We start from the raw sequence: 20,847 nt of genomic DNA, 5'->3' as shown, positions 1-20,847 counted from the left end.
CGCCTCCGTCACCCACCGGAGCGCGGAGCGGAGCCCAGATGTGCACCCACCCGCTTGACCAGCAGCGTCATCTCATATGCTACCTGCCCCACATCCGAGTCGGCGTCGGCCAGCACGGCCAGGCAGCTGCCGTCGCCGGCGGCGGTGACGAACAGGAAGGCGTCGTCGAGTTCGACGATGGTCTGACGGACACCGCCGACGTCGAAGTGGCGGCCGACGCCCTTGGCGAGGCTGTGGAAACCGGAGGCCACGGCGGCCAGATGCTCGCCGTCCTCCCGGGACAGATCGCGTGAGCCGCCGGTGAGGAGGCCGTCTCCGGAGAGCACAAGCGCCTTGCGGATGCTGCCGACTCTCCCGACCAATTCGTCAAGCAGCCAGTTCAGTTCGCCCGATCCCTGGGGCGAGGCGTTCCGTGCTGCGTTCGATGCGGTCATCGACCGTCCCCCTCATGTGTCGTTCCTGGTGCTGTGTCCGCCCCGCCGGAGCCGTTGGTCTGCTGCCTCCGGCCGCGCTGCCAACCCCGTTGCAGCGAGACCATGGTGGCCCTCGCCTGCTCGGCCTCGCGTTCCGGATCCGTGTCGGCAGCGTATCGGTCCGCCTCCGTCCGCTCTGCCGGCGGTGGGGGGTCGTTCTTCAACTGCGGGGCCAGGCTCGCCTGCCGTATCCGTTTGGGCAGCCCGGAGGCGGCCCGCTGGGCGGGCACCGCGCGCCGCCGGCCCTGCCGCTCGGTCCGCTCTGCCTGCGGTGACCGGTCGGGCCGCTCCTCGTCGCCGGGTTCGTCGCGCCCCACGCGTTCGGCCCGGGACGGCTGTCCGGCTCCGGCGCCCTGCGGGCGGGCGTGGCGTCCGCCCGAGGTCCCCCCGACCGGGCGGCCGTGGTCGGAGACCAGCACCGGTGGGACGCGGCGGGGCAGCGGCGCGAGGACGTCGGCGCGCACGGGCAGGGGGCCGTCCGGCGCCTGCTGGTGCTGCTCCACGGGGGTGGGCCGGCGCGCCGGCAGACCGCGGGCGCGGAAGATTCCGCCGACTTCCTCGTCCTGGTCCTGGTCCTCCTCCTGGACGAAGGCCGAGAGCGGGGAGACCGGCACCTCGAGTTCGACGGGCCCGTCCAACTCCGCCCCGCACGGCGTGGTCTGCCGGTCCCGCGGATCCTCATTCTCGTCCCGGTCGTCGGTGCCGCTGTCGGTGAGCAGCGAGGAGGGGATGAGCACGATGGCCGTGATGCCGCCGTAGGGAGAGGGCTGCAGCGAGACGCGCACTCCCTGCCGCTGGGCGAGCCGGCTGACCACGAACAGCCCCAGCCGGTCGGTGTCGGACAGCTCGAACTCGGGGGTTTCGGCGAGCCTGAGGTTGGCCTCCAGCAGCGCGTCGGGCGTCATGCCGAGCCCCCGGTCGTGGATCTCCAGGGTGAAGCCCTTGGCGACCCGCTCGCCGTGCACATGGACGGCGGTGTGTGGCGGAGAGAAGACGGTGGCGTTCTCCAGGAGTTCGGCGACGAGATGGGTGAGGTCGCCGACGGCCGGGCCGATGACCGCGAGCCGCGGCAGCCGGCGGACCTCGATCCGCTCGTAGTCCTCGACCTCGGCGACGGCGGCGCGCACCACGTCCATCAGCTGGATCGGCTTGCGCCACTGCCGCGAGGGGGCGGCGCCGGAGAGAATGACCAGGCCCTCGGCGTGGCGCCGCATGCGGGTGGTCATATGGTCCAGGCGGAAGAGGTCGGCGAGTTCATCGGTGTCCTCGGTGCGCCGCTCCATGGTGTCCAGCAGGGTCAGCTGGCGGTGCAGCAGCACCTGGCTGCGGCGGGCGAGGTTGACGAAGACGTCGGAGACGCCCTGCCGGAGTTCGGCCTGCTTGACCGCGGCCTCGACGGCGGCCCGCTGGAGGGTGTTGAGGGCCTGGCCGACCTGGCCCATCTCATCGGAGCCGTAGTCGAGCCGGGGTGCCTCGGTCTCGACGTCGATCTGCTCCCCGGCGCCGAGGCGGCGCATCACGCTCGGCAGCCGGACGCTGGAGACCTCCTGGGCGTCCTTGCGCAGGTGGGACAGGTCGCGGACCAGGTTGCGGCCGATCCGGAACGAGACGAAGACCGAGACGATGAGGGCGAGCAGGCCCAGGATGCCGGCGGCGCCGGCCCTGAGCAGGACGCTCTTGGCGACGGGGTCGATGCGCTTTTGGAGCCGGTCGGTCGCCTCGTTGCCCAGCCGGTCGTAGTCGTTGAGGACGGGCTGGGCCGCGGCCTCCCAGTGCTCCTGGTCCAGGGTCTTGACGGCCTTGCCGGGGTCCATCGAGGCCAGGACCCTGCCCTCGGCGACGCGCAGGGCCGCGGGGGCGGCGTTGGTCCGCCGGTAGTCGGCGAAGACCTTCTGCTCCGAGGCGGGCAGGATCGGCAGATTGGTCTCGTAGAGGAGGGTGCGCTCGGCGATGAGGTCGGAGAGCGACTGAAGGTCGGTCAGGGTCATCTTGCGCGCGGTGAGCGCCGAGACGTAGAGGGCGTCCTCGCGGGACAGCGCCTCCCGGGCGCGGATCATGGCGACGAGCGCACGGCCCTGTTTGTCCAGATCGGTGTCGGGCACGGCGTGCAGAGAGCTGCGGAATGTGTAGCAGAGATCGACAAGCTTGTTGTAGTACTCATATGCTGCGGTTCGCGTGATGCCGTTGTCCTCGGCCTTCCGGCGCAGACTGTCGAGGCCGTCGGCCGCTTTGAGGAGGTCGTCGAGTTCGTTCTCGGAGTCGTCGTTCAGCCGGTCGTGCACATCGGTGTCCGATTCGGCGGCGCGCAGCTTGCCGATGGCCTCGTCGGTCTTGCGTTGTAAGGCGTGGAGCAGGGGCAGCGCGTCGGACTGACGCGGATCCGCGAGCAGGATGAGGGTCTGCCGCCGTTCCTTCTGAACGGCCTGCACCGCGTCCTCCGCCGGCTGGCCCGCTTTGTCGATGATGGCGGAGGCGTCCAGCAGTTGCATCGCCTCGCGACTGGTGATCACGGTGGCGAAGGCCCAGATGGCCGTGAGTGACACGAGCGGCACCAGCAACAGCGCCACGATCTTCCTGCGGATGGACTTCCCGCGAAAGCGCATGGCCTCCCCAACGTCATCCCCGAAGTCCGGGGGCGGTGTTCCGAATTCCGACAACGAGCGGGCGCGAGCCTACTACTGCGAGTTGACCATCTCGAAGACTTGTCCGCTTGCTGAAGGGAACACCGCACACGCCGCGATCACGAGTTGTCGGGAGATTGCCCGACTTACCCCCCGTGGCCTGGTGGTCTACCGACGGTTACCGAGCGCGTCCAGCCGGGTGCGCTTGGCCGGTTTTCCCCTCCCCAGGGGAACCCGCGATCGCCGCCGATCGTGATGTTACGAGGGACGCCAGGGGGGCATACGACCCAAGTCCCGCTATCCGGACGGCCGGACCGGGGCAGCCGCAGAAAGGGGTGGGAGCGTCATGGACGCCATGGACAAGGATCGCGACATCCCGGCGCGAGAGACCCGCCAGTTGTGGACCGAGGAGCCGGCCCGCAGGCGGCGGCTGCCCGATCCGGTGCGGACGGCGGCGGTGCGGGCGGTCATCATCGTCGCGGTGACGATGGTGCTGGCGATGGTCGCCACGCTGTGCACGCTCGCGGGCTCGTGGTCCGCCTTTCCCGCCGTGCTCGCCACGGTGGCGAGCACGGTGGTGGCGACCTGGGGCGTGCTGGACGTCTGGGTGACCCGGCAGGTCTGGAACCAGCGCTACGGGGTGGTGTCCCGGCCCAGCAGCACGGCGCGGGAGATCCGCCGGCGGCGCCGGCTCGCCCGCAAGGCGGAGCGGGTCACCTCCCGGCCGGCTGCGGAGCGCGGGCCAGCTCGCGGCGCAGCCGTGTGAAGGACCGGGGCCGGTTGACGGCCAGGACGGCGGTGGGCCTTTCGTCGCGTTCGTAAACGGCGAGGAAGCCACCGCCGTCGGCCGTGTCCCCTTCGAGGACGCGGACCGTATCGGCCGGCTCCCGCCGCCCGGCGAACTGGATGCGCGCGCCGTACTGGTCGGACCAGAAGTACGGCAGGGCGCCGAACGGTTCGACGGTGGATCCGGCGAGCAGATTGCGGGCGGCCACCGCGCCCTGCGCGACCCCGCTCGTCCAGTGCTCGGCCCGTACGGTGCGCGCGGTGCCGGGCTGGGCGAGGCGGGCCACATCGCCCACGGCGACGATATTGGGCAGCGCGGTGACACACCCCTCGTCGCACAGCACCCCGTCGCCGAGCGCCAGACCGGAGCCTTCCAGCCATCCGGTGACGGGCCGCACCCCGACGCCGACCACCACCACATCGGCGGGCAGCACCCGGCCGTCGGTGAGCTCGACGCCGGTGACCCGGCCGGTGCCGCGCCAGGTGGCGACCCCCGCGCCGCACAGCAGCCGCACCCCGCTGCTCGCGTGCAGCGCGGCGCACACCCGGGCCATCTCCTCGCCCAGTTGGGGCATCAGCGGCAGCGGCGCGGCCTCCACCACGGTGACCTCGAGGCCGAGGGCGGCGCACGAGGAGGCGACCTCGGCGCCGATGAACCCGGCGCCGACGACCACCACCCGCTCGGCGCCCGCGCGCAGTTCGGCGCGGAGCCCGGCGGCGTCGTCGAGGGTACGCAGGGTGTGCACCCCGGCGAGATCGGGGGTGCGCAGCGTCCGGGGCGTGGCTCCGGTGGCGATGACGACGCCGTCGGTGCGCAGCGTGCGGCCGTCCGCGAGGCGGACCTCGCCGGCCGCGGCGTCCAGCCCCTCGGCTCGGACGCCGAGCAGCCACTCGGCGTCCAGTCCGGCCTCCTCCTCGGGGTCGGTCAGGGCGAGCGCGCCCAGGCCCTCACCCGCCTCGCCGTCCGCGGTCAGGAAGTCCTTGGACAACGGCGGGCGGTCGTACGGGCGGTGGCGCTCCTCGCCCACGACGACCAGCCGCCCGTCGTACCCCTGGGAGCGCAGGCCGCGCACCGCGTGCAGACCCGCGAGCGAGGCCCCGATCACCGTGACCGCCCTCATGCGACGGCTTCTTCCCGTGCCGCCCGTACGGGCTCACCGGGTACGGCGGGCACCGCGGGGTGGACATACAGCATTCCGTCGAGGACCGTGACCGCATGGGTCCGTACGGGCTTACGGGCCGGCAGGCAGGTCGGCTCGCCGGACCGCAGATCGAACAGCGCGGCGTGCAGCGGGCATTCGACGTAGCAGCCTTCCAGCCACCCCTCCGAGAGGGAGGCGTCCTGATGGCTGCAGGTGTCATCGATGGCGTAGAACGCTCCGTCGGTGTGGAACACCGCGATCGGCGCGGTGGCGTCACCGGCCTCGACACGCACCGACTCGCCCTCCGGCAGATCCTCGATACGGCAGACGGGAATCATTGGCCCCCCTCACACTGATCGGTATCATGTGCGTTTTGAATGGTGCATTGGAAAGCGCGATGCGCAACAGAATCCAGACTGGGAAGGGCGCCGTCAAGAGTTCCCCGCCGAGGGGCCCCACGCGAAGCCGCCGGATGGTGAGATCAGACCCATGACGAGAACGACCGAGGAACGGGCCGAGGAGAAGCGGGGGGCCGCCGGGGCAGTGCAGTCGGTGGACAGGGCGGTCAGCGTCCTGGAGATCCTTGCCAGGCTCGGCGAGGCCGGAGTGACCGAGATCGCCGACGAGTTGGGGGTCCACAAGTCGACCGCCTTCCGGCTGCTCGGCGTGCTGGAGAACCGCGGCCTGGTCGGGCAGGAACGCGACCGGGGGAAGTACTACCTGGGCGCCGGGGTGCTCAGACTCGCGGGCGCGGCCGCCATCCGCCTGGACATCTCACAGGAGGGCGCCCCGGTGTGCCGGGGGCTGGCCGACGAGACCGGCGAGACGGCCAACATCGCCGTGCTCGACGGGGACGCGGCGGTCAACATCATGCAGGCGCGCGGCGCCGCGGCGGTCACCGCCTTCAACTGGCTGGGCCGGCGCACCGCCCTGCACGCGACCGCGAGCGGCAAGGTGCTGCTCGCGCATCTGACCGGCGAGCGCCGGGAGCGGCTGGTGACACGGAAGCTGCCGCGCTTCACCGAGCACACCATCACCACCTCGGCCGAGCTGCGGCAGCAGTTGGAGACTGCCGCCGAGCGCGGCTTCGCGTACTCCTGCGAGGAACTGGAGATCGGGCTGAACGCGGTCGCGGCACCGGTGCGCGGCCACGACCGCGCGGTCATCGGGGCGATCGGCGTCTCGGGCCCGGCGTACCGGATGGCGCAGAGCCGGCTGCCCGATCTGGCCGAATACGCCGTGAAGACGGCCGAGGAGCTGTCCCGCCGGATGGGCTTCCCGGGCTGACCGCCGCACCACCTGTCACCACCCCACCGCCGCGCGGTCGAGGGGGCCGGAGCGTTCCGGCCCCCTCGTGGCATGTCCGGGGCCGTCCGCGGGGGCCGGGTGGCGGAGGCGAAACCGGGAGTCAGCGCACCTTTACAGCTGGTTGTCCCGTACCCCTTGACCGCATGGGGCGACGACTTTCAGGATGTTTCCCATCGCGCAACGCGCCGCGCCATACGCAACATGGCGGGTAACCAGCGGCCGTTGAGACAGCCGACTGTCCCGTCCATCGAGGCAGCCATGCCAGCTCCCATGCACCGGTCCCTGCAAGCGCAGGAGAACAGAGGAGTGAGCCATGCCGCAAGAAGCCCGCGCCGTCGTCGCGGTGAAGAAGGGCGCACCCGTCGAGGTGATGCCGGTCCTCGTGCCCGATCCCGGCCCCGGTGAGGTGCTGGTGGGAATCCAGGCGTGCGGGGTGTGCCACACCGATCTGCACTACCGGGACGGCGCGATCGGTGAGGAGTTTCCGTATCTGCTCGGTCATGAGGCGGCCGGAACGGTGGAGGCGGTGGGCCCCGGCGTCACCGGCCTCGCACCCGGTGACTATGTGGTCCTGGCCTGGCGCGCCCCGTGCGGCGGCTGCCGCTCCTGCCGCCGGGGCCGCCCGTGGTACTGCTTCGACAGCCTGGGCGCCACCCAGCCGATGACCCTCACCGACGGCACCCCGCTCAGCCCGGCGCTCGGCATCGGCGCGTTCGCCGAGAAGACGCTGGTCGCCGCGGGACAGGCGGTCAAGATCGACCCCTCGGCCCGTCCCGAGGCGGCGGGCCTCATCGGCTGCGGGGTGATGGCCGGTTACGGAGCGGCCGTGCACACCGGCGGGGTGTCCAACGGCGACACGGTCGCGGTCATCGGCTGCGGCGGCGTCGGCAACGCGGCGATCGCCGGAGCCTCGCTGGCCGGGGCGCGCCGGGTGATCGCCGTCGACATCGACGACGCCAAGCTCGACGCGGCAACCCGCTTCGGCGCCACCGACACCGTCAACTCCCGTGGTACGGACCCGGTCGAGGCGGTGCGCGAGCTGACCGGTGGCTTCGGCGCGAACATCGTCATCGACGCGGTGGGCCGCCCCGAGACCTACCGCCAGGGCTTCTATATGCGCGATCTGGCCGGGGTGCTGGTGCAGGTCGGGGTGCCGGACCCGCAGATGCGCATCGATCTGCCGCTGATCGATCTGTTCTCGCGGGGCGGTGCGCTCAAGTCCTCGTGGTACGGCGACTGTCTGCCCAGCCGGGACTTTCCCGTCCTGGTCGACCTCCATCTCAGCCGCAAACTGGATCTGGACGCGTTCGTCAGCGAGACGATCTCGCTGGAGGAGGTCGAGGCGGCATTCGCCAAGATGCAGCGCGGTGAGGTGCTGCGATCGGTGGTGGTCCTGTGAACGACACACGCACGGCCGCCGGACCGCACACGACCACAAAGCCCGCACCACCACGCCGCACCAGCACAGAAGCGAACGAGGTGGCCCTGTGAACGACACACGCACGGCCGCCAGGCCGCACACGACCACAAAGCCCGCACCACCACGCCGCACCGGCACAAAAGCGAACGAGGTGGTCCTGTGAGCCGCGACCTCTCCGCCCCTGTCGTGATCGTCGGCGCCGGGATCGTCGGCTGCTCGCTGGCCGATGAGCTGACGACGCGCGGCTGGACCGATGTGACGGTCCTCGACCAGGGCCCGCTGCTCGCCCCCGGCGGCTCGACCTCGCACGCGCCCGGGCTGGTCTTCCAGACCAGCCCCTCCAAAACCCTCACCGACTTCGCCAAGTACACCGTGGAGAAGTTCTCCTCCCTCGAGGTCGACGGGGTGTCCTGCTTCAACCCGGTCGGCGGTCTGGAGATCGCCACCAGCCCAGAGCGCTGGGCGGATCTGCACCGCAAGGCAGGGCTCGCCGCCTCCTGGGGCGTACGCGGCGAACTCCTCACGCCCGCCCGGTGCGTCGAGCTGTGGCCACTGCTCGACCCGGAGGCGATCCTCGGCGGCTTCCACACCCCCGCCGACGGACTGGCCCGCGCGCTGCTCGCCTGCCGCGCCCAGATCGAGCGGGCCACCGCGCGCGGCGCCCACTTCCTGGACCGGCACACCGTCACCGGCATCGAGCGGGAGAACGGCAGGGTCACGGCCGTGGTCACCGACCGGGGCACCTTCCCCGCCGACATCGTGGTCTCCGCGGCCGGGTTCTGGGGGCCGCTGATCGGCGCGATGGCAGGAGTGCCCGTACCGCTGCTGCCGCTCGCCCACCAGTACGCGAAGACCGCGCCGCTGCCGGAGCTCGCGGGCGTGAACGACCCGCGGACGGAGGCGAGCCGGCCGATTCTGCGCTTCCAGGACCGCGACCTCTACTTCCGCGAGCACACCGACCGCATCGGCATCGGCAGCTACGCCCACCGCCCGCTGCCGGTCGACCCGGCCACCGTGCCCGCCTACGATGACGCCCCCGTCATGCCGTCCTCGCTGCCCTTCACCGAGGAGGACTTCGCGCCCAGTTGGCGGGACGGCGTCGGACTGCTGCCGGCGCTGGGCAGAAGCCGCGTCGAGGAGGGGTTCAACGGCGTCTTCTCCTTCACCCCCGACGGGATGCCGGTCCTCGGCGAGTCCCGGGAGGTGCGTGGCTTCTGGCTGGCCGAGGCGGTGTGGGTGACCCACTCCGCGGGCGTCGCCCGGGCCGTCGCCGAGTGGATGACCGTCGGGCGGCCGTCCATGGACGTGCATGAGTACGATCTCCACCGCTTCGAGGACGCCCAGCGCTCCCCCGCCTATGTCGCCGAACGCGGAGCGCGGAACTTCGTCGAGGTCTACGACGTCATCCATCCGCTGCAGCCCATGGAGGAGCCCCGCCCGCTGCGGGTCAGCCCCTTCCACGTACGGCAGCGGGAGCTGGGCGCGTACTTCCTGGAGGGCGCGGGCTGGGAGCGGCCGCACTGGTACGAGGCCAACGCCCCGCTCGCCGAGGGGATCGAGCTGCCTGAGCGCGACCCCTGGTCGGCGCGCTACTGGTCGCCGATCGCCGCTGCCGAGGCCAAGGTCACCCGGGAGCGGGTCGCGCTGTACGACATGACCCCGCTCAAGCGGCTGGAGGTCAGCGGGCCCGGGGCGCTCGGTTTCCTCCAGCGCATGACCACCAACCAGCTCGCGAAGAAGCCGGGCTCGGTCACCTACACCCTGATGCTGGACGAGGCGGGGGGCATACGCAGCGATCTGACGGTCGCCCGCATCGCGGAAAGCCACGCTTTTCATGAACGCTGGCAGGTGGGCGCGAACGGCGGACTGGACCTGGACTGGCTGCTGCGCCACGCACCCGACGACGTCCATATAGCCGACATCACTTCGGGCACCTGCTGCATCGGTGTCTGGGGCCCGCTCGCGCGGGACCTCGTCCAGCCGCTGACCCGCGATGACTTCTCCCATGAGGCGTTCGGCTACTTCAAGGCCAGGCGGACGTATCTCGGCCATGTCCCGGTGACCGCGATGCGGCTGTCCTACGTCGGCGAGCTCGGCTGGGAGCTGTACACCACCGCCGATCTGGGCCTTCGACTGTGGGACACGCTGTGGGAGGCCGGGCAGCCGCACGGGGTGATCGCCGCCGGGCGGTCCGCCTTCAACAGTCTGCGGCTGGAGAAGGGCTATCGAGCCTGGGGCCATGACATGACCGCCGAGCACGATCCGTACGAGGCCGGGGTCGGCTTCGCCGTCCGGATGAACAAGGGCGACTTCGTCGGGCGCTCGGCGCTGGAGGGCCGCAGTGAGGAGACGGTGGCACGCAGGCTCGCCTGTCTCACGCTGGACGACCCGGCCGCGGTCGTCATGGGCAAGGAGCCGGTCTTCGTCGACGGTGTCGCGGCGGGCTATGTGACCAGCGCGTCCTACGGCTACACGGTCGGCCGGACCGTCGCGTACGCCTGGCTGCCCGCCGGGGCCGCCGTCCCGGGCACCGCCGTCCACATCGAGTACTTCGGCGAGAAGGTCCCCGCGACCGTCGCCGCCGAACCGCTCTTCGACCCGCGGATGGAACGCATCCGCCGGTAACCCAAGGAGGATGCCATGGCCCCCACCTACGATGTGATCGTCCTGGGCCTCGGCGGCATGGGCAGTGCCGCCGCCCACCATCTCGCCGCGCGCGGCGTCCGCGTGCTCGGCCTGGAGAAGTTCGGCCCGGTGCACAACCGGGGGTCCAGCCACGGCGGTTCACGGGTCACCCGCCAGTCGTACTTCGAGGACCCCGCCTATGTGCCGCTCCTGCTGCGCAGCTATGAGCTGTACGAGCGGCTGGAGCGGGACACCGGCCGCGAGGTCGCCACGCTGTGCGGCGGGGTGATGATCGGCCGCCCCGGCAGCCGTACGGTCGCGGGCAGTGTGCTCTCCGCCCGGCAGTGGGACCTGCCGCACGAGCTGCTCGACGCCAAGGAGGTGCGCCGCCGCTTCCCCACGCTGACCCCGGCCGAGGACGAGGTGGCGCTGTACGAGGCGCGGGCCGGTCTGGTGCGCCCGGAGAACACGGTCGCCGCCCATGTCCAGCTCGCCACCCAGGGCGGCGCGGATCTGCACTTTGAGGAGCCGGCCACCCGCTGGGAGGCGCTGCCGGGCGGCGCGGGCGTCCGCGTGCACACCCCCGAGAACACCTACACCGCCGGGCATCTGGTGATCTGCCCCGGGGCGTGGGCGCCCGGGCTGCTGGCCGATCTGGGGGTGCCGTTCACCATCGAGCGCCAGGTCATGTACTGGTTCGAGCCCAGGGGCGGCACCGGTCCGTACACTCCGGACCACCACCCCATCTACATCTGGGAGGACGCCGCCGGGGTGCAGATCTACGGCTTCCCGGCGATCGACGGCCCGGGCCGCGGGGCGAAGGTGGCGTTCTTCCGCAAGGGCACCGTCTGCACCCCGGAGACCATCGACCGGACCGTGCACGACGAAGAGGTGGCGGCGATGGCCGGCCAGCTCGCACCGCGGCTGCCCACCCTGCCCGGCACCTTCCTCAAGGCCGCCACCTGCATGTACAGCAACACGCCCGACGAGCACTTCGTCATCACCCGGCACCCGGCACACACCGACGCGGTCACCGTCGCCTGCGGCTTCTCCGGACACGGCTTCAAATTCGTGCCGGTCGTCGGCGAGATCCTCGCCGACCTGGCGCTCACCGGTGACACCCCGCACCCCATCGAACTCTTCGACCCCCGACGGCTGACCGCCGCCGCGCCCGCCTGAGGAGACCCCATGACCGTCGCACCCGAGTCACCCACCGCCGCCGCTGCCTCTCCAGGCTCCAGTCTTATCGCGACGCTCCCCGGTCACTGGTACACCTCTCCGTCGGTCTTCCGGCGGGAGCAGGAGCATCTCTTCGAGGCCCTGTGGTTCTGCGCGGTGCGCAGCGCCGATCTGGACCGCCCCGGGGCGTTCCGTACCGTGCGGGTCGGCCGCGAGAGCGTGCTGATCACCCGCAACCGCCGCGGTGAGCTGCGCGCGTTCCTGAACATCTGCCGCCACCGCGGCGCCCGGCTGTGCACCGAGGAGTCCGGCACGGTGCGGCGCTCGCTCCAGTGCCCGTACCACGCCTGGACCTACGATCTCGACGGCAAGCTCACCGCGGCCCCCAATCTGCAGAAGATGCCCGATATCGACCGGGCCGAGCGCGGGTTGCTGCCCGTGGCGCTGCGCGAATGGCTCGGGTATGCCTGGGTGTGCCTGGCCGAGGAGCCGCCGTCGTTCGAGGAGACGGTCATCGGGGCGGTCGCCGAGCGGCTCGGCGACGCCGCCGCCGTGGAGCGCTACGGGGTGGCGGGCCTGTCCCTGGGCCGCCGGATCAGCTATGACATCCGGGCCAACTGGAAGCTGATCGTCGAGAACTTCATGGAGTGCTATCACTGCGCGACGATCCACCCGGAACTCACCGAGGTGCTGCCGGAGTTCGCCGACGGCCTCGCCGCACAGTACTTCGTCGGGCACGGCGCCCGGTTCGCCGAGGAGGCCGAGGGGTTCACGGTGGACGGCAGCGCGGGGTTCGGCCGGATCACGGGTCTGGCCGAGGAGCAGGACCGCCGCTACTACGCGATCACCGTGCGGCCACAGGTCTTCCTCAACCTCGTGCCCGACCATGTGATCGTTCATCGGATGTTCCCGCTCGCCGCCGATCGCACGCTGGTGGAATGCGACTGGCTCTACGCGCCCGAGGTGGTCGCCTCGAAACGGGATCTGTCGAAGTCGGTCGAACTGTTCCATCGGGTCAACACCCAGGACTTCGACGCCTGTGAGCGCACCCAGCCCGCGATGCACTCGCGCGCATACCGCCGCGGCGGGGTGCTCGTCCCCAGCGAGCACCACATCGGCGCCTTTCACCAATGGGTGACCGACCATGTCCCGACCCCGGAAGCGGAGGAATGCCCGTGAATGATCTCTTCATCGGTGGCCAGTGGATCGAGGCGATCGACGAACGCACCCGTGGGATCCGCTGCCCGGCCGACGGATCGCTGGTGGCGGTCGTCGACGAGGGCGGGGGCAAGGACGCCGCCGAGGCGGTGGCCGCCGCCCGGCAGGCGTTCGACCAGGGGCCGTGGCCGCGCACCCCGGCCGCGACGCGCGGCGATCTGCTGCTGCGCGTCGCGGACCTGATGGAGCGGGACAAACCCGGACTCGCCCGAGCGGAGTCCCTGGACACCGGAAAGCGGCTGGCGGAGAGCGAGCTGGACATCGACGACGCGGTGGCGTGCTTCCGCTACTACGGGCGGATGGTGCGCACCGAGGCGGACCGGGTCGTGGACACCGGCACCGAGCACGCCGTCAGCCGCGTCGTCCAGGAGCCGGTCGGGGTCTGCGCGCTGATCACCCCCTGGAACTATCCGCTGCTGCAGACCGCTTGGAAGGTGGCGCCCGCGCTCGCCGCGGGCAACACCTTCGTCCTGAAGCCCAGCGAGCTCACGCCCAGCACGGCCATCGCCCTGATGCGGCTGCTGGAAGAGGCCGGGCTGCCCGGCGGTGTGGCCAATCTGGTGCTGGGCCCCGGCGCCGAGGCCGGCGCACCGCTCACCGACAACCCCGACGTGGACATGGTCTCCTTCACCGGAGGGCTGCGGACCGGGCGCCGGATCATGGCCGCCGCCGCGGGCACCGTCAAGCGAACCTCGCTGGAGCTGGGCGGCAAGAACCCCAATATCGTCTTCGCGGACGCCGACTTCGAGACCGCCGTCGACTACGCGCTCACCGCGGTCTTCCTCCACTCCGGGCAGGTCTGCTCGGCCGGCGCCCGGCTGCTGGTGGAGGACCGGCTGCACGACGCCTTCGTCGAGGAGGTCGTACGCCGCGCCCGCGGGATACGGCTCGGCGGGCCGTTCGACGAACATGCCCAGACCGGTCCGCTGATCTCCGCCGCGCACCGGGCCAAGGTCGAGGCGTATGTGGCCACGGGGATCGCCGAGGGCGCACGGCTGCGCTGCGGCGGTGCCCGTCCCGACGATCCGGATCTGGCCGACGGCTTCTACTATCTGCCGACCGTTCTGGACTCCTGCCACCACGGCATGTCCGTGCTGGCCGAAGAGTCCTTCGGACCGGTGCTGACGGTGGAGCACTTCGCCGGCGAGGACGAGGCGGTACGGCTGGCCAACGGCACGGTCTTCGGGCTCGCGGGGGCGGTGTGGACGGGCGACGAAGGGCGGGCGCAGCGGGTCGCCTCCCGGCTGCGGCTGGGCACCGTCTGGATCAACGACTACCACCCCTATGTCCCGCAGGCGGAGTGGGGCGGGTTCAAGCAGTCCGGCACTGGCCGGGAGCTGGGACCCGGCGGTCTGGCTGAGTACCGCGAGACCAAGCACATCTGGCGCAATACGCGTCCGCGTCCTCAGGGCTGGTTCTCCTGAGAGCTCCCGGCCGTGGCCGGCGCCGGCTCAACGCGCCGGGCGGCGCCGGGCCGTTCGGGTGACGCCGGGGCGGCGGTGTTGCTCCACGCGTCACCACAAGGGGTTGCTGAAACGGTCCGATTCCGGTGGGCCGCCCATCCTTTCCGGAGGAGCGAGGCGGCGTCCTGCCCTGTTCCGGGCCTCCCCATGATGACTCCGCGTCTGAGTGCTCCTCCGCAGGGGACACGCAGGGACCGAGAACTGCGTCGCCGTCGTCGACCCGGAGTCCCGCGGAATCGTCCGCACACTCAGCGCGCTGATTCCGCTCGTGGCGCGGGGAGCCTCGGACGGCCTGGTCCCGCGCACCGCGAACGCCGCGCCCTCCGTCACGGCACGTCTCCGGGGGCGTGGCGACCGTCACCCACGCCTACGCGAGCTCGTCCGGCAGCCCTTACACGATCAGCGCCGGCTACAGCGGATACGCCGACTTCGCCCCCCTCCACCCCCGGAGCGGGGACGCCCACCGGGACCGTCACCCTCGCCATGACGGAACGTACCCCGCAGACAGTGATTCTCGTCGGCGGCACGGCCTCCACGACGTTCAGTCCGCTGCCGAAGGGGACCCACACGGTCACCGCCCACTCCAACGGCGACGGCAGCTTCTCGTCCTCCTCCGTGTCCATCACCCGGACGGTGCCCCCTGGTCAGGGGTAGCCCCGCGGCTCCTACGGGCGGTCCGCCGCCTCGGCGGGCGCGCCCGCGCCCGCCTCGGGCCGCCGGTACATCCGTGTCGCCGTGATCTGGCCGTGCACCTGCTCGCCCTCCGGGTCCTGGGCCGGCAGCCCCGGGCGCAGATGCTCCTCGACGCTGATGTATTTCAGCCCGGCCCGCAGGTCCGCGTCGTTCCGCAACCGGATCACCAGCGGGAACTCGGCCAGCGCGGTCGTGTCGAACAGCCCCGTCGTATAGAGCAGCTGGACGCCCAGCGCGTCGGCGACCGCCCGCTGGAGCTCCAGCAGATACGTCGCGTTGGCGCGGCCGATCGGGTTGTCGAGGAAGAGCGTGCCCGCGTGGCGGTGCTTGTCGCGGCCCCGGTCGTTGCTGCGCAGCGCCGCCATGGTGCAGTACAGGGCGATGGCGGCGGTGAGCAGCTGGCCACCCGAGAAGACGTCGCCCATCTGCCCCACCGGGACCCGCTCGGCGCGCAGCACCGCGTCCGGCTTGAGGATCTCGACGGCCACCCCGCGCGGCTGGAGCGCCGCGTGGACGCCGCGCAGCAGCAGCGACATGCCGTCGCGGCGCAGATCGGAGTTCTTCTTCACGGCCGAGCGAGTCGCCTCGTCGATGACCTCGCCGAGCCGCTCGGTGAGCGTCGCCTGATCCGGGTCGTCGAAGCGGATCCGCAGGAACTCCTGCCCCGACCACTCGCCGAGCCCCTCCGGGAGCCGGGAGAGCCGCTGCGCCGAGCGCAGCGTGGCCAGGCACGACTCGACCAGGCCGCGCAGCCGGTCCACGATGCTGTCCCGGTTGCGCTCCAGCTGCTCCAGCTCGTCGGTCAGCACGCGCAGCCGGGGCGCGAACGCCTCGGCCCAGGCCGCGGCGTGCTCGGGCAGGGCCGCCGCGGGCAGTTCGCGGATCTGCTGGCGGGCGGGGGTGCGTACCTGCTCGTAGCGGGTGGAGTTGGCGTGCCGTACGAGCACATCGCTGGCCTCCCGGACCGCCGAGTCGGCCGCCGACAGGTCGGCGGCGCAGCCGCGCAGCGAGCGCCGGACCTCGGCCGCCGCCTGACGGGCCTCGGCCAGGTCACCGGCGTACGGATCGGGCTGCTCAGTCTCGTCCTCCGCGGCGCCCGGACCGTCCCGCAGCAGATCCCGCAGCAGGGCCGCGGTCTCGTCGAAGCCGCCCGCCGCGTCCTCGGCAAAGCGGTGGGCGCGCTGCAGATCGGCGTGGGCGGTGCGGGCGGCCTCCAGGGCGTCCGTACGGGCGGCCAGTTCGGCGTTGGCGGTGCGCAGCAGCTCCTTCGCGCGCTCCGCGTCGGCCGGAACCATCTCCTCCGGCAGTTCGGTGTGCGCGTCGCCGTCAGTGGGCGCCAGCCGCTCGGCCTCGCCGCGCAACCGTCCCAGCTGCTCGCTCGCCGCCGAGGCACGGGTCTCCAGCATCTGGACGAGCGACTCGGCGCGGGCGGCGGCGGCCTGGCGGGACGGGCCGTCGGCGCCGTCGGTGCCCTCCAGGAGCTGGGCGGCGCGGGTGCGGACCTTGTTGGTGAGCCGGTCGAGCGCGGCGAGGGCAGCGCTCTCGTCGCTCTCGGCGCGGGCCTGTTCGGCGCGGAGGTCGGCGCCGACGCCGACCTTCTCGTACACCTGGGACGCGGCCCGGTACGCCTCGCGGAGCGCGGGCAGCGAGGCGGAGGGCGGCTCGGTGTCGTCGCCGAGGTCGTCGGGGGCGCCCGCGATCTCCGCGCGCTCGGCGCGCAGGGCGCGGGCGGTGCGGTGCGCGTCGTCCGCCGCGCGCTGGGCGGCGCGCCGGTCCTCGTCGGCGGCGCGGGCGCGGTCCACGCACGCGGCGGCCCGCTCCTCCGCCTCGGCGGCCTCGTCGGCCAGTTCGCGCAACCGGGTCTGCCAGGAGGCGCGCTCGCGCAGGCGGTAGGCCAGCCCGGCGAGCGCGTCGGCCACCCGGCGGGCCCGCTGCGCCGCCTCCTGGCGCTCATCGCGCACCCGGGCCGACTCGGTGGCGGCCTCGTCGGCCTCCGCCCGCTCCGTACGCGCCTCCTCCAGCTCCCGCTGCGCGGCCTCGGCGGCCTCCCGGGCGGTGTCGGCAGCCGCGACGAGCTCCGCGAGCCGGCCGGGCGGACAGCCGGTGCGCCAGGACGCGAGCCGCGCGGACAGCGCCCGGTCCCCGGCCAACCGGGCGGCCAGCACCCGGATCTCCTCGTCGCGCGCGGTGGCGCGGGCCCGCAGCTCGCGCCGCTCGTCGTCGGCGGCGCGCTCGTCGTGCATCGCCGGGTTCGGCGGGACGAGGAACACCCCGGTGTCCCGCGCCCCGGGCGCGGGCGTCGGCGCGAGCAGCGCGGCGGAGGTTCCGACGGCCACCGCCGAGCGCGGCAGCAACGACGCCTGGTCCAGCACCTCGCGGGCGCGGGCATGGGTGTCGGGGTCGGTGATGATGACACCGTCCACCAGCTCCGGGCGGGCCGCGAGCACGGCGGCGTGGTCCATGGGGTCCACGGCCTGGGCGAGGTAACGCCAGCCGGGGAGGGCGGGGATGCCGTGCTCGCCGAGGTACTCCACGGCGGCCAGCACATCGGGGCCGGGCGGCAGCAGGCCGCCGTCGCCGAGCGCGGCGAGGATGCGCGAGTCGTCGGCGGCGGCGGTGCGCAGCTCGAACAGCTGACGCTCGGCGGACGTGACGCTTTCGTCGAGGAGCTCGCGCAGCGCGTCGGCGTTGCGGTCGAGTTCCTCGGCGGTCAGCGGGCCCTCGGGGCGCAGCGGAACGTGGGTAAGGCTCGGTTCGGGCTCCGGTGCGCGCTGGGGCGCGGGGGGCTCGCCGTCGGTGTCGGGTGCCCAGCAGTCGGCGTCGTCGGCGGTGTGGTCGCCCTGGTCACCCGGCTCGGCATCGGTCTGCGCGCCGCCCTCTGTCGCGTCGATGCGGGCCGAAACCTCGCCCGGCGGCCGGGATTCGGCGGCCACCGCCCGGCTTCCGCGAGCCGCCGTGGGCTCGCCGTCGTGGCGTACGTCCTGGGTCTTGGTCGCGGTGTCGTCGCCGTCGGTCTCCTCGATACGGACCGTCACCTGCCCCGGCCTGCGCGTCTCCGCCGCCACGGGACGACCGCCCGCGGCGCCGCCGGGCTGATCCTGGGCCGAGCCCCGCCCGGCCGCCGCCGCGCCGTCGCCCGGCCCTGCCCTGAGGTGGACCGTGTCCTGCCCGGCCGGGCGCGCGTCCCCCGCCGGCGGACGGCCCCCCGGCGCGGCGTCCGCCACGGCACGGTACGACGCCCAGCCACCCGGCTCACCCGAGCCGGCGGCCCGCGACGCACCGTCCTCCTCCTCGACCCCGACGTGAACCGTGCCGTGCCCCGCCCGGCGCGCGTCCTCCGCCGACGGACGGCCCCCCGGCGCGGCGTCCGCCACGGCACGGTACGACGCCCACCCACCCGGCTCACCCGAGCCGACGGCCCGCGACGCACCGTCCTCCTCCTCGACCCCGACGTGAACCGTGCCGTGCCCCGCCCGGCCCGCGTCCCCCGCCGACGGACCGCCCCCCGGCGCGGCGTCCGCCACGGCACGGTACGACGCCCACCCACCCGGCTCACCCGGACCGCCGGACGACGCCCTCTCCGGCTCCCCGGAGCGGGGCGGAACCGGCTCCGTGAGGCGCGGCCCAGCCGCCAACGGACCGCCACCCGCGGCCCCGTCCCTCTCTTCGGTCCCGGCGTGGGGCCTCCCCGAGCCCGCGTCCGCCCCGAACGAATGGCCGCCCCACGCCTCGTCCGCGTCCGCGTACGCATGCGCGCCGTCCTCGTCCACATCGGCGAACGCGAACCGGCCCCCCTCCGCGGCCTCCTCGATACGCACCGGGCCGTCCGCGCGGAAGGCCGCGGGGAGTTGGGAGAGGCCCAGCATGTCGTCCGCGTCCTCCTCCTCGTCCACGCGAACGGTGATCCACCCCGCCCGGCCGGAGTCGGTCGGCAGGGCGCGGGCACGCTGCCCGGCTGCGGCGTCGGGGATACGGACCGTCACCCCGCCCGCCGCGCGGGACTCCGCCGCCGACGGGCGGCCGGCCCCGCGCGGGGCGGGGACGGTGGCCGGGGGCTGGGGAAGGCCCAGCAGTTCGACGAGGCGCTGTTCCGCGCCCAGCGACTCGGCGGACCGCCGCTCGGCCTCGTACGCGGACTCCGCGGCGCGCGCGGCGTCCACCGCACGGGCCGCGGCCAGTTCGGTGCGGGCCTCTTCGGCGGCGGCCGCCTTCGCGTGGTCGGCGGTGCGGCGGGCCGCCTCGCGGGCGGCGTCCCAGGCGGCGACCGTCGTCTTCTCGGCGTCGCTGGCGGCGAGCGCGGCGCGGGCCGGGTCGGCGTCGGGGGCGGAGTCGTCGAGCCAGCCGGCGCGTACGGCCTCAGCGGTCTCCTGCTCGACCTCGGCGAGCCGCTGACGCAGATGCTCGGCGTCGCTGCGGGCACGCTGGGCGGCGGTGGCCGCGGAGGTGGCGTCGCGGTGGGCGACCTCGCTCGTCTCCTGGAGGGCGGCGGAGCGCTCCTCCTCCTCGTTGGCGAGCCGCTCGCCGTCCGCCGCCGCGGCGTGCAGGGCGCGTACGAGGTCGGCGGCGGCCTTGGCGCGGGCGGCGAGTGCGGGGGCCGCGTCCCGCTCGGCCTCGCGGATGGCGGCGGCCACGCGCGCGGAGCGGTCGGCGGCGGCGCGGTGGCGCAGCACCGTCTCGGCGGCCTGCCAGGCGGAGTGCAGAGTGCGGGCGTCGTTGAGCTCGCGGCGCTGCGCCGCGGCGCCCTTCTCGGCGGCGGCGAGGGCCAACGAGGCGTGGCGGTAGGCGAGTTCGGCGGCGATCAGGGCGCTGCGGCCGCGCGCCTGGTCGGCCTCGGTGACGGCGTCAGCGGCGGAGGCGACCTGCTGGGCCAGCTCGGCGGTGCGCCCCCGCTCCTGCGCGCCGCGCGCGGACAGCCGCCGGGCGAGCGTACGGGTGCGGCGCTCGGCGCCCGCGTGGACGCCGCGCGCCTGTTCGCGTCGCTCGGCGGCCTCGGCGATGCGCTGGAGCAGGTCCAGTGATCCGGCGGTGAAGTCCCGCTCGGCCGTGAGCTCCGCGCGGCGGCCGAGCTTGTGGGCGAAGCCGTGGACGAGGTCGGCGAGCCCGTCGGTGTCGCGGGTGTCGGTGACGGCGCGCAGCAGCAGATCGGTGAAGTCGGAGTCGTTCTTGACCGCGAAGAGGCCGGCCGCCTCGCCCTCGTCGGCGTTCATCTCGCGCTGGTAGCGGAAGAGTTCGGGGTCGAGGCCGAGCTCGCCCAGGTGTTCGTTCCAGCGCTCGTGGATCTCCACCCACACCACGTCGAGGTGCGGATATGCCTTGCCCGCCTCGGTGATGGCGTCCCGGAACCCCTTCATGGTACGGCGGCGGCCGCGGGCGGTGGACGCGCCCTCGGCGATGGGCCGCACCGCCGCGGACGCGGCGACCGGCAGCGAGTCGAGGCTGAGGCCGGGCCCGGGCCGGAAGGAGTACCACGCCTCGGCGAACTTCCTCGGGTCGTTGGAGACCTGACGGCCGCGCCACTCGCTGACCTTGCCGACGACGACGGTCTCGCCGGTGACGGTGTGCTGCCACTCCAGGGCGACATGCCCGCAGTCGTCGGCGAGCAGGAACTTGCGCAGCACGCCGGAACTGGCGCCGCCGAGGGTGTTGCGGTGGCCGGGCAGCATGACCGAGAAGATCAGCTTGAGGAGGACGGACTTGCCGCCGCCGTTCTCCAGGAAGAGCACACCGGCGGGCGCGGGGCGGCGCGGCGGCCCGACGGGCTCCTCCTCGAAGAACTCCGCCTGGGTGGGCGCGGGGCTGGGCACCGGCTCGCCGACTCCGCGCAGGTCCAGCACGGTGTCGGCGTAGCGCGCACCGGCAGGCCCGATGGAGTAGAGGCGGACCCGGGACAGCTCGTACATGGCGGCGGACTCTCGTTGT

The 20,847-nt window shown here is 73.2% G+C and carries 13 protein-coding genes; 8 read left to right on the top strand and 5 right to left on the bottom strand.

The annotated features are described in order from the left end of the window. Positions 1-8: 8 nt before the first annotated feature. Together ABZU99_RS19465 and ABZU99_RS19460 are read right to left on the bottom strand one after the other, a co-directional pair. Positions 9-434 (bottom strand): roadblock/LC7 domain-containing protein, encoded by a 426-nt coding sequence (locus tag ABZU99_RS19465; RefSeq protein ID WP_355952562.1) that lies wholly within the window; start codon positions 432-434, stop codon positions 9-11. Continuing rightward, positions 431-3,076 carry a nitrate- and nitrite sensing domain-containing protein gene (locus ABZU99_RS19460; RefSeq protein WP_356049135.1) on the bottom strand — a complete coding sequence of 882 codons (2,646 nt, stop codon included), beginning with the start codon at positions 3,074-3,076 and terminating at the stop codon, positions 431-433. The genes ABZU99_RS19465 and ABZU99_RS19460 overlap by 4 nt, the downstream gene beginning before the upstream one ends. 364 nt (positions 3,077-3,440) lie before the next feature. Between ABZU99_RS19460 and ABZU99_RS19455 the strand changes: the two genes are divergently transcribed. Further along, positions 3,441-3,860: a hypothetical protein gene (locus ABZU99_RS19455; RefSeq protein WP_355952556.1), complete on the top strand. Its 420-nt coding sequence runs from the start codon at positions 3,441-3,443 to the stop codon at positions 3,858-3,860. Here the strand turns inward: ABZU99_RS19455 and ABZU99_RS19450 are convergent. Continuing rightward, the gene (locus ABZU99_RS19450; RefSeq protein WP_356049136.1) at positions 3,808-5,001 is read right to left on the bottom strand and encodes an FAD/NAD(P)-binding oxidoreductase; all 1,194 of its coding nucleotides are present in this window, start codon (positions 4,999-5,001) and stop codon (positions 3,808-3,810) included. The two genes, ABZU99_RS19455 and ABZU99_RS19450, sit on opposite strands and share 53 nt — an antisense overlap. After that, positions 4,998-5,360, bottom strand: coding sequence for a bifunctional 3-phenylpropionate/cinnamic acid dioxygenase ferredoxin subunit (locus tag ABZU99_RS19445; protein WP_355952551.1), 363 nt, complete (start codon positions 5,358-5,360; stop codon positions 4,998-5,000). The genes ABZU99_RS19450 and ABZU99_RS19445 overlap by 4 nt, the downstream gene beginning before the upstream one ends. A gap of 151 nt (positions 5,361-5,511) precedes the next feature. On the opposite strand from ABZU99_RS19445, the gene ABZU99_RS19440 reads away from it, so the two are divergent. From ABZU99_RS19440 to ABZU99_RS19410, 7 genes are all read left to right on the top strand, one after another. Continuing rightward, positions 5,512-6,309: an IclR family transcriptional regulator gene (locus tag ABZU99_RS19440; protein ID WP_355952548.1), complete on the top strand. Its 798-nt coding sequence runs from the start codon at positions 5,512-5,514 to the stop codon at positions 6,307-6,309. A 334-nt stretch (positions 6,310-6,643) separates the two neighbouring features. Further along, positions 6,644-7,729 carry an S-(hydroxymethyl)mycothiol dehydrogenase gene (locus ABZU99_RS19435; protein ID WP_355952545.1) on the top strand — a complete coding sequence of 362 codons (1,086 nt, stop codon included), beginning with the start codon at positions 6,644-6,646 and terminating at the stop codon, positions 7,727-7,729. 180 nt (positions 7,730-7,909) lie between these two features. Continuing rightward, the gene (locus tag ABZU99_RS19430) at positions 7,910-10,375 is read left to right on the top strand and encodes an FAD-dependent oxidoreductase (RefSeq protein WP_356049137.1); all 2,466 of its coding nucleotides are present in this window, start codon (positions 7,910-7,912) and stop codon (positions 10,373-10,375) included. A 15-nt stretch (positions 10,376-10,390) separates the two neighbouring features. Then, positions 10,391-11,554 carry an N-methyl-L-tryptophan oxidase gene (solA, locus tag ABZU99_RS19425; protein WP_356049139.1) on the top strand — a complete coding sequence of 388 codons (1,164 nt, stop codon included), beginning with the start codon at positions 10,391-10,393 and terminating at the stop codon, positions 11,552-11,554. 9 nt (positions 11,555-11,563) lie between these two features. Beyond that, the gene (locus ABZU99_RS19420; RefSeq protein WP_356049140.1) at positions 11,564-12,733 is read left to right on the top strand and encodes an aromatic ring-hydroxylating dioxygenase subunit alpha; all 1,170 of its coding nucleotides are present in this window, start codon (positions 11,564-11,566) and stop codon (positions 12,731-12,733) included. Then, on the top strand, positions 12,724-14,196 hold the full coding sequence (locus ABZU99_RS19415; protein WP_356049141.1) for an aldehyde dehydrogenase family protein: 1,473 nt from the start codon (positions 12,724-12,726) through the stop codon (positions 14,194-14,196). The genes ABZU99_RS19420 and ABZU99_RS19415 overlap by 10 nt, the downstream gene beginning before the upstream one ends. A 522-nt stretch (positions 14,197-14,718) precedes the next feature. Next, on the top strand, positions 14,719-14,889 hold the full coding sequence (locus ABZU99_RS19410) for a hypothetical protein (RefSeq protein ID WP_356049142.1): 171 nt from the start codon (positions 14,719-14,721) through the stop codon (positions 14,887-14,889). 11 nt (positions 14,890-14,900) lie between these two features. On the opposite strand, the gene ABZU99_RS19405 is transcribed toward ABZU99_RS19410, so the two are convergent. Next, on the bottom strand, positions 14,901-20,828 hold the full coding sequence (locus ABZU99_RS19405; RefSeq protein WP_356049143.1) for a hypothetical protein: 5,928 nt from the start codon (positions 20,826-20,828) through the stop codon (positions 14,901-14,903). Positions 20,829-20,847: the final 19 nt, after the last annotated feature.

Source organism: Streptomyces sp. NPDC005266, from assembly GCF_040607655.1.
Lineage (GTDB): Bacteria > Actinomycetota > Actinomycetes > Streptomycetales > Streptomycetaceae > Streptomyces.
The sequence above is the reverse complement of the archived record's forward strand: the minus strand, read 5'-3'. Positions and strand labels throughout refer to the sequence as shown.

Coding starts and splice junctions, on each gene's coding strand:
- ABZU99_RS19405 (WP_356049143.1), bottom strand. CDS start 20,828: ATGTACGAGCTGTCCCGGGTCCGCCTCTACTCCATCGGGCCTGCCGGT.
- ABZU99_RS19460 (WP_356049135.1), bottom strand. CDS start 3,076: ATGCGCTTTCGCGGGAAGTCCATCCGCAGGAAGATCGTGGCGCTGTTG.
- ABZU99_RS19410 (WP_356049142.1), top strand. CDS start 14,719: ATGACGGAACGTACCCCGCAGACAGTGATTCTCGTCGGCGGCACGGCC.
- ABZU99_RS19445 (WP_355952551.1), bottom strand. CDS start 5,360: ATGATTCCCGTCTGCCGTATCGAGGATCTGCCGGAGGGCGAGTCGGTG.
- ABZU99_RS19440 (WP_355952548.1), top strand. CDS start 5,512: ATGACGAGAACGACCGAGGAACGGGCCGAGGAGAAGCGGGGGGCCGCC.
- ABZU99_RS19420 (WP_356049140.1), top strand. CDS start 11,564: ATGACCGTCGCACCCGAGTCACCCACCGCCGCCGCTGCCTCTCCAGGC.
- ABZU99_RS19455 (WP_355952556.1), top strand. CDS start 3,441: ATGGACGCCATGGACAAGGATCGCGACATCCCGGCGCGAGAGACCCGC.
- ABZU99_RS19465 (WP_355952562.1), bottom strand. CDS start 434: ATGACCGCATCGAACGCAGCACGGAACGCCTCGCCCCAGGGATCGGGC.
- ABZU99_RS19435 (WP_355952545.1), top strand. CDS start 6,644: ATGCCGCAAGAAGCCCGCGCCGTCGTCGCGGTGAAGAAGGGCGCACCC.
- ABZU99_RS19415 (WP_356049141.1), top strand. CDS start 12,724: ATGCCCGTGAATGATCTCTTCATCGGTGGCCAGTGGATCGAGGCGATC.
- solA (WP_356049139.1), top strand. CDS start 10,391: ATGGCCCCCACCTACGATGTGATCGTCCTGGGCCTCGGCGGCATGGGC.
- ABZU99_RS19450 (WP_356049136.1), bottom strand. CDS start 5,001: ATGAGGGCGGTCACGGTGATCGGGGCCTCGCTCGCGGGTCTGCACGCG.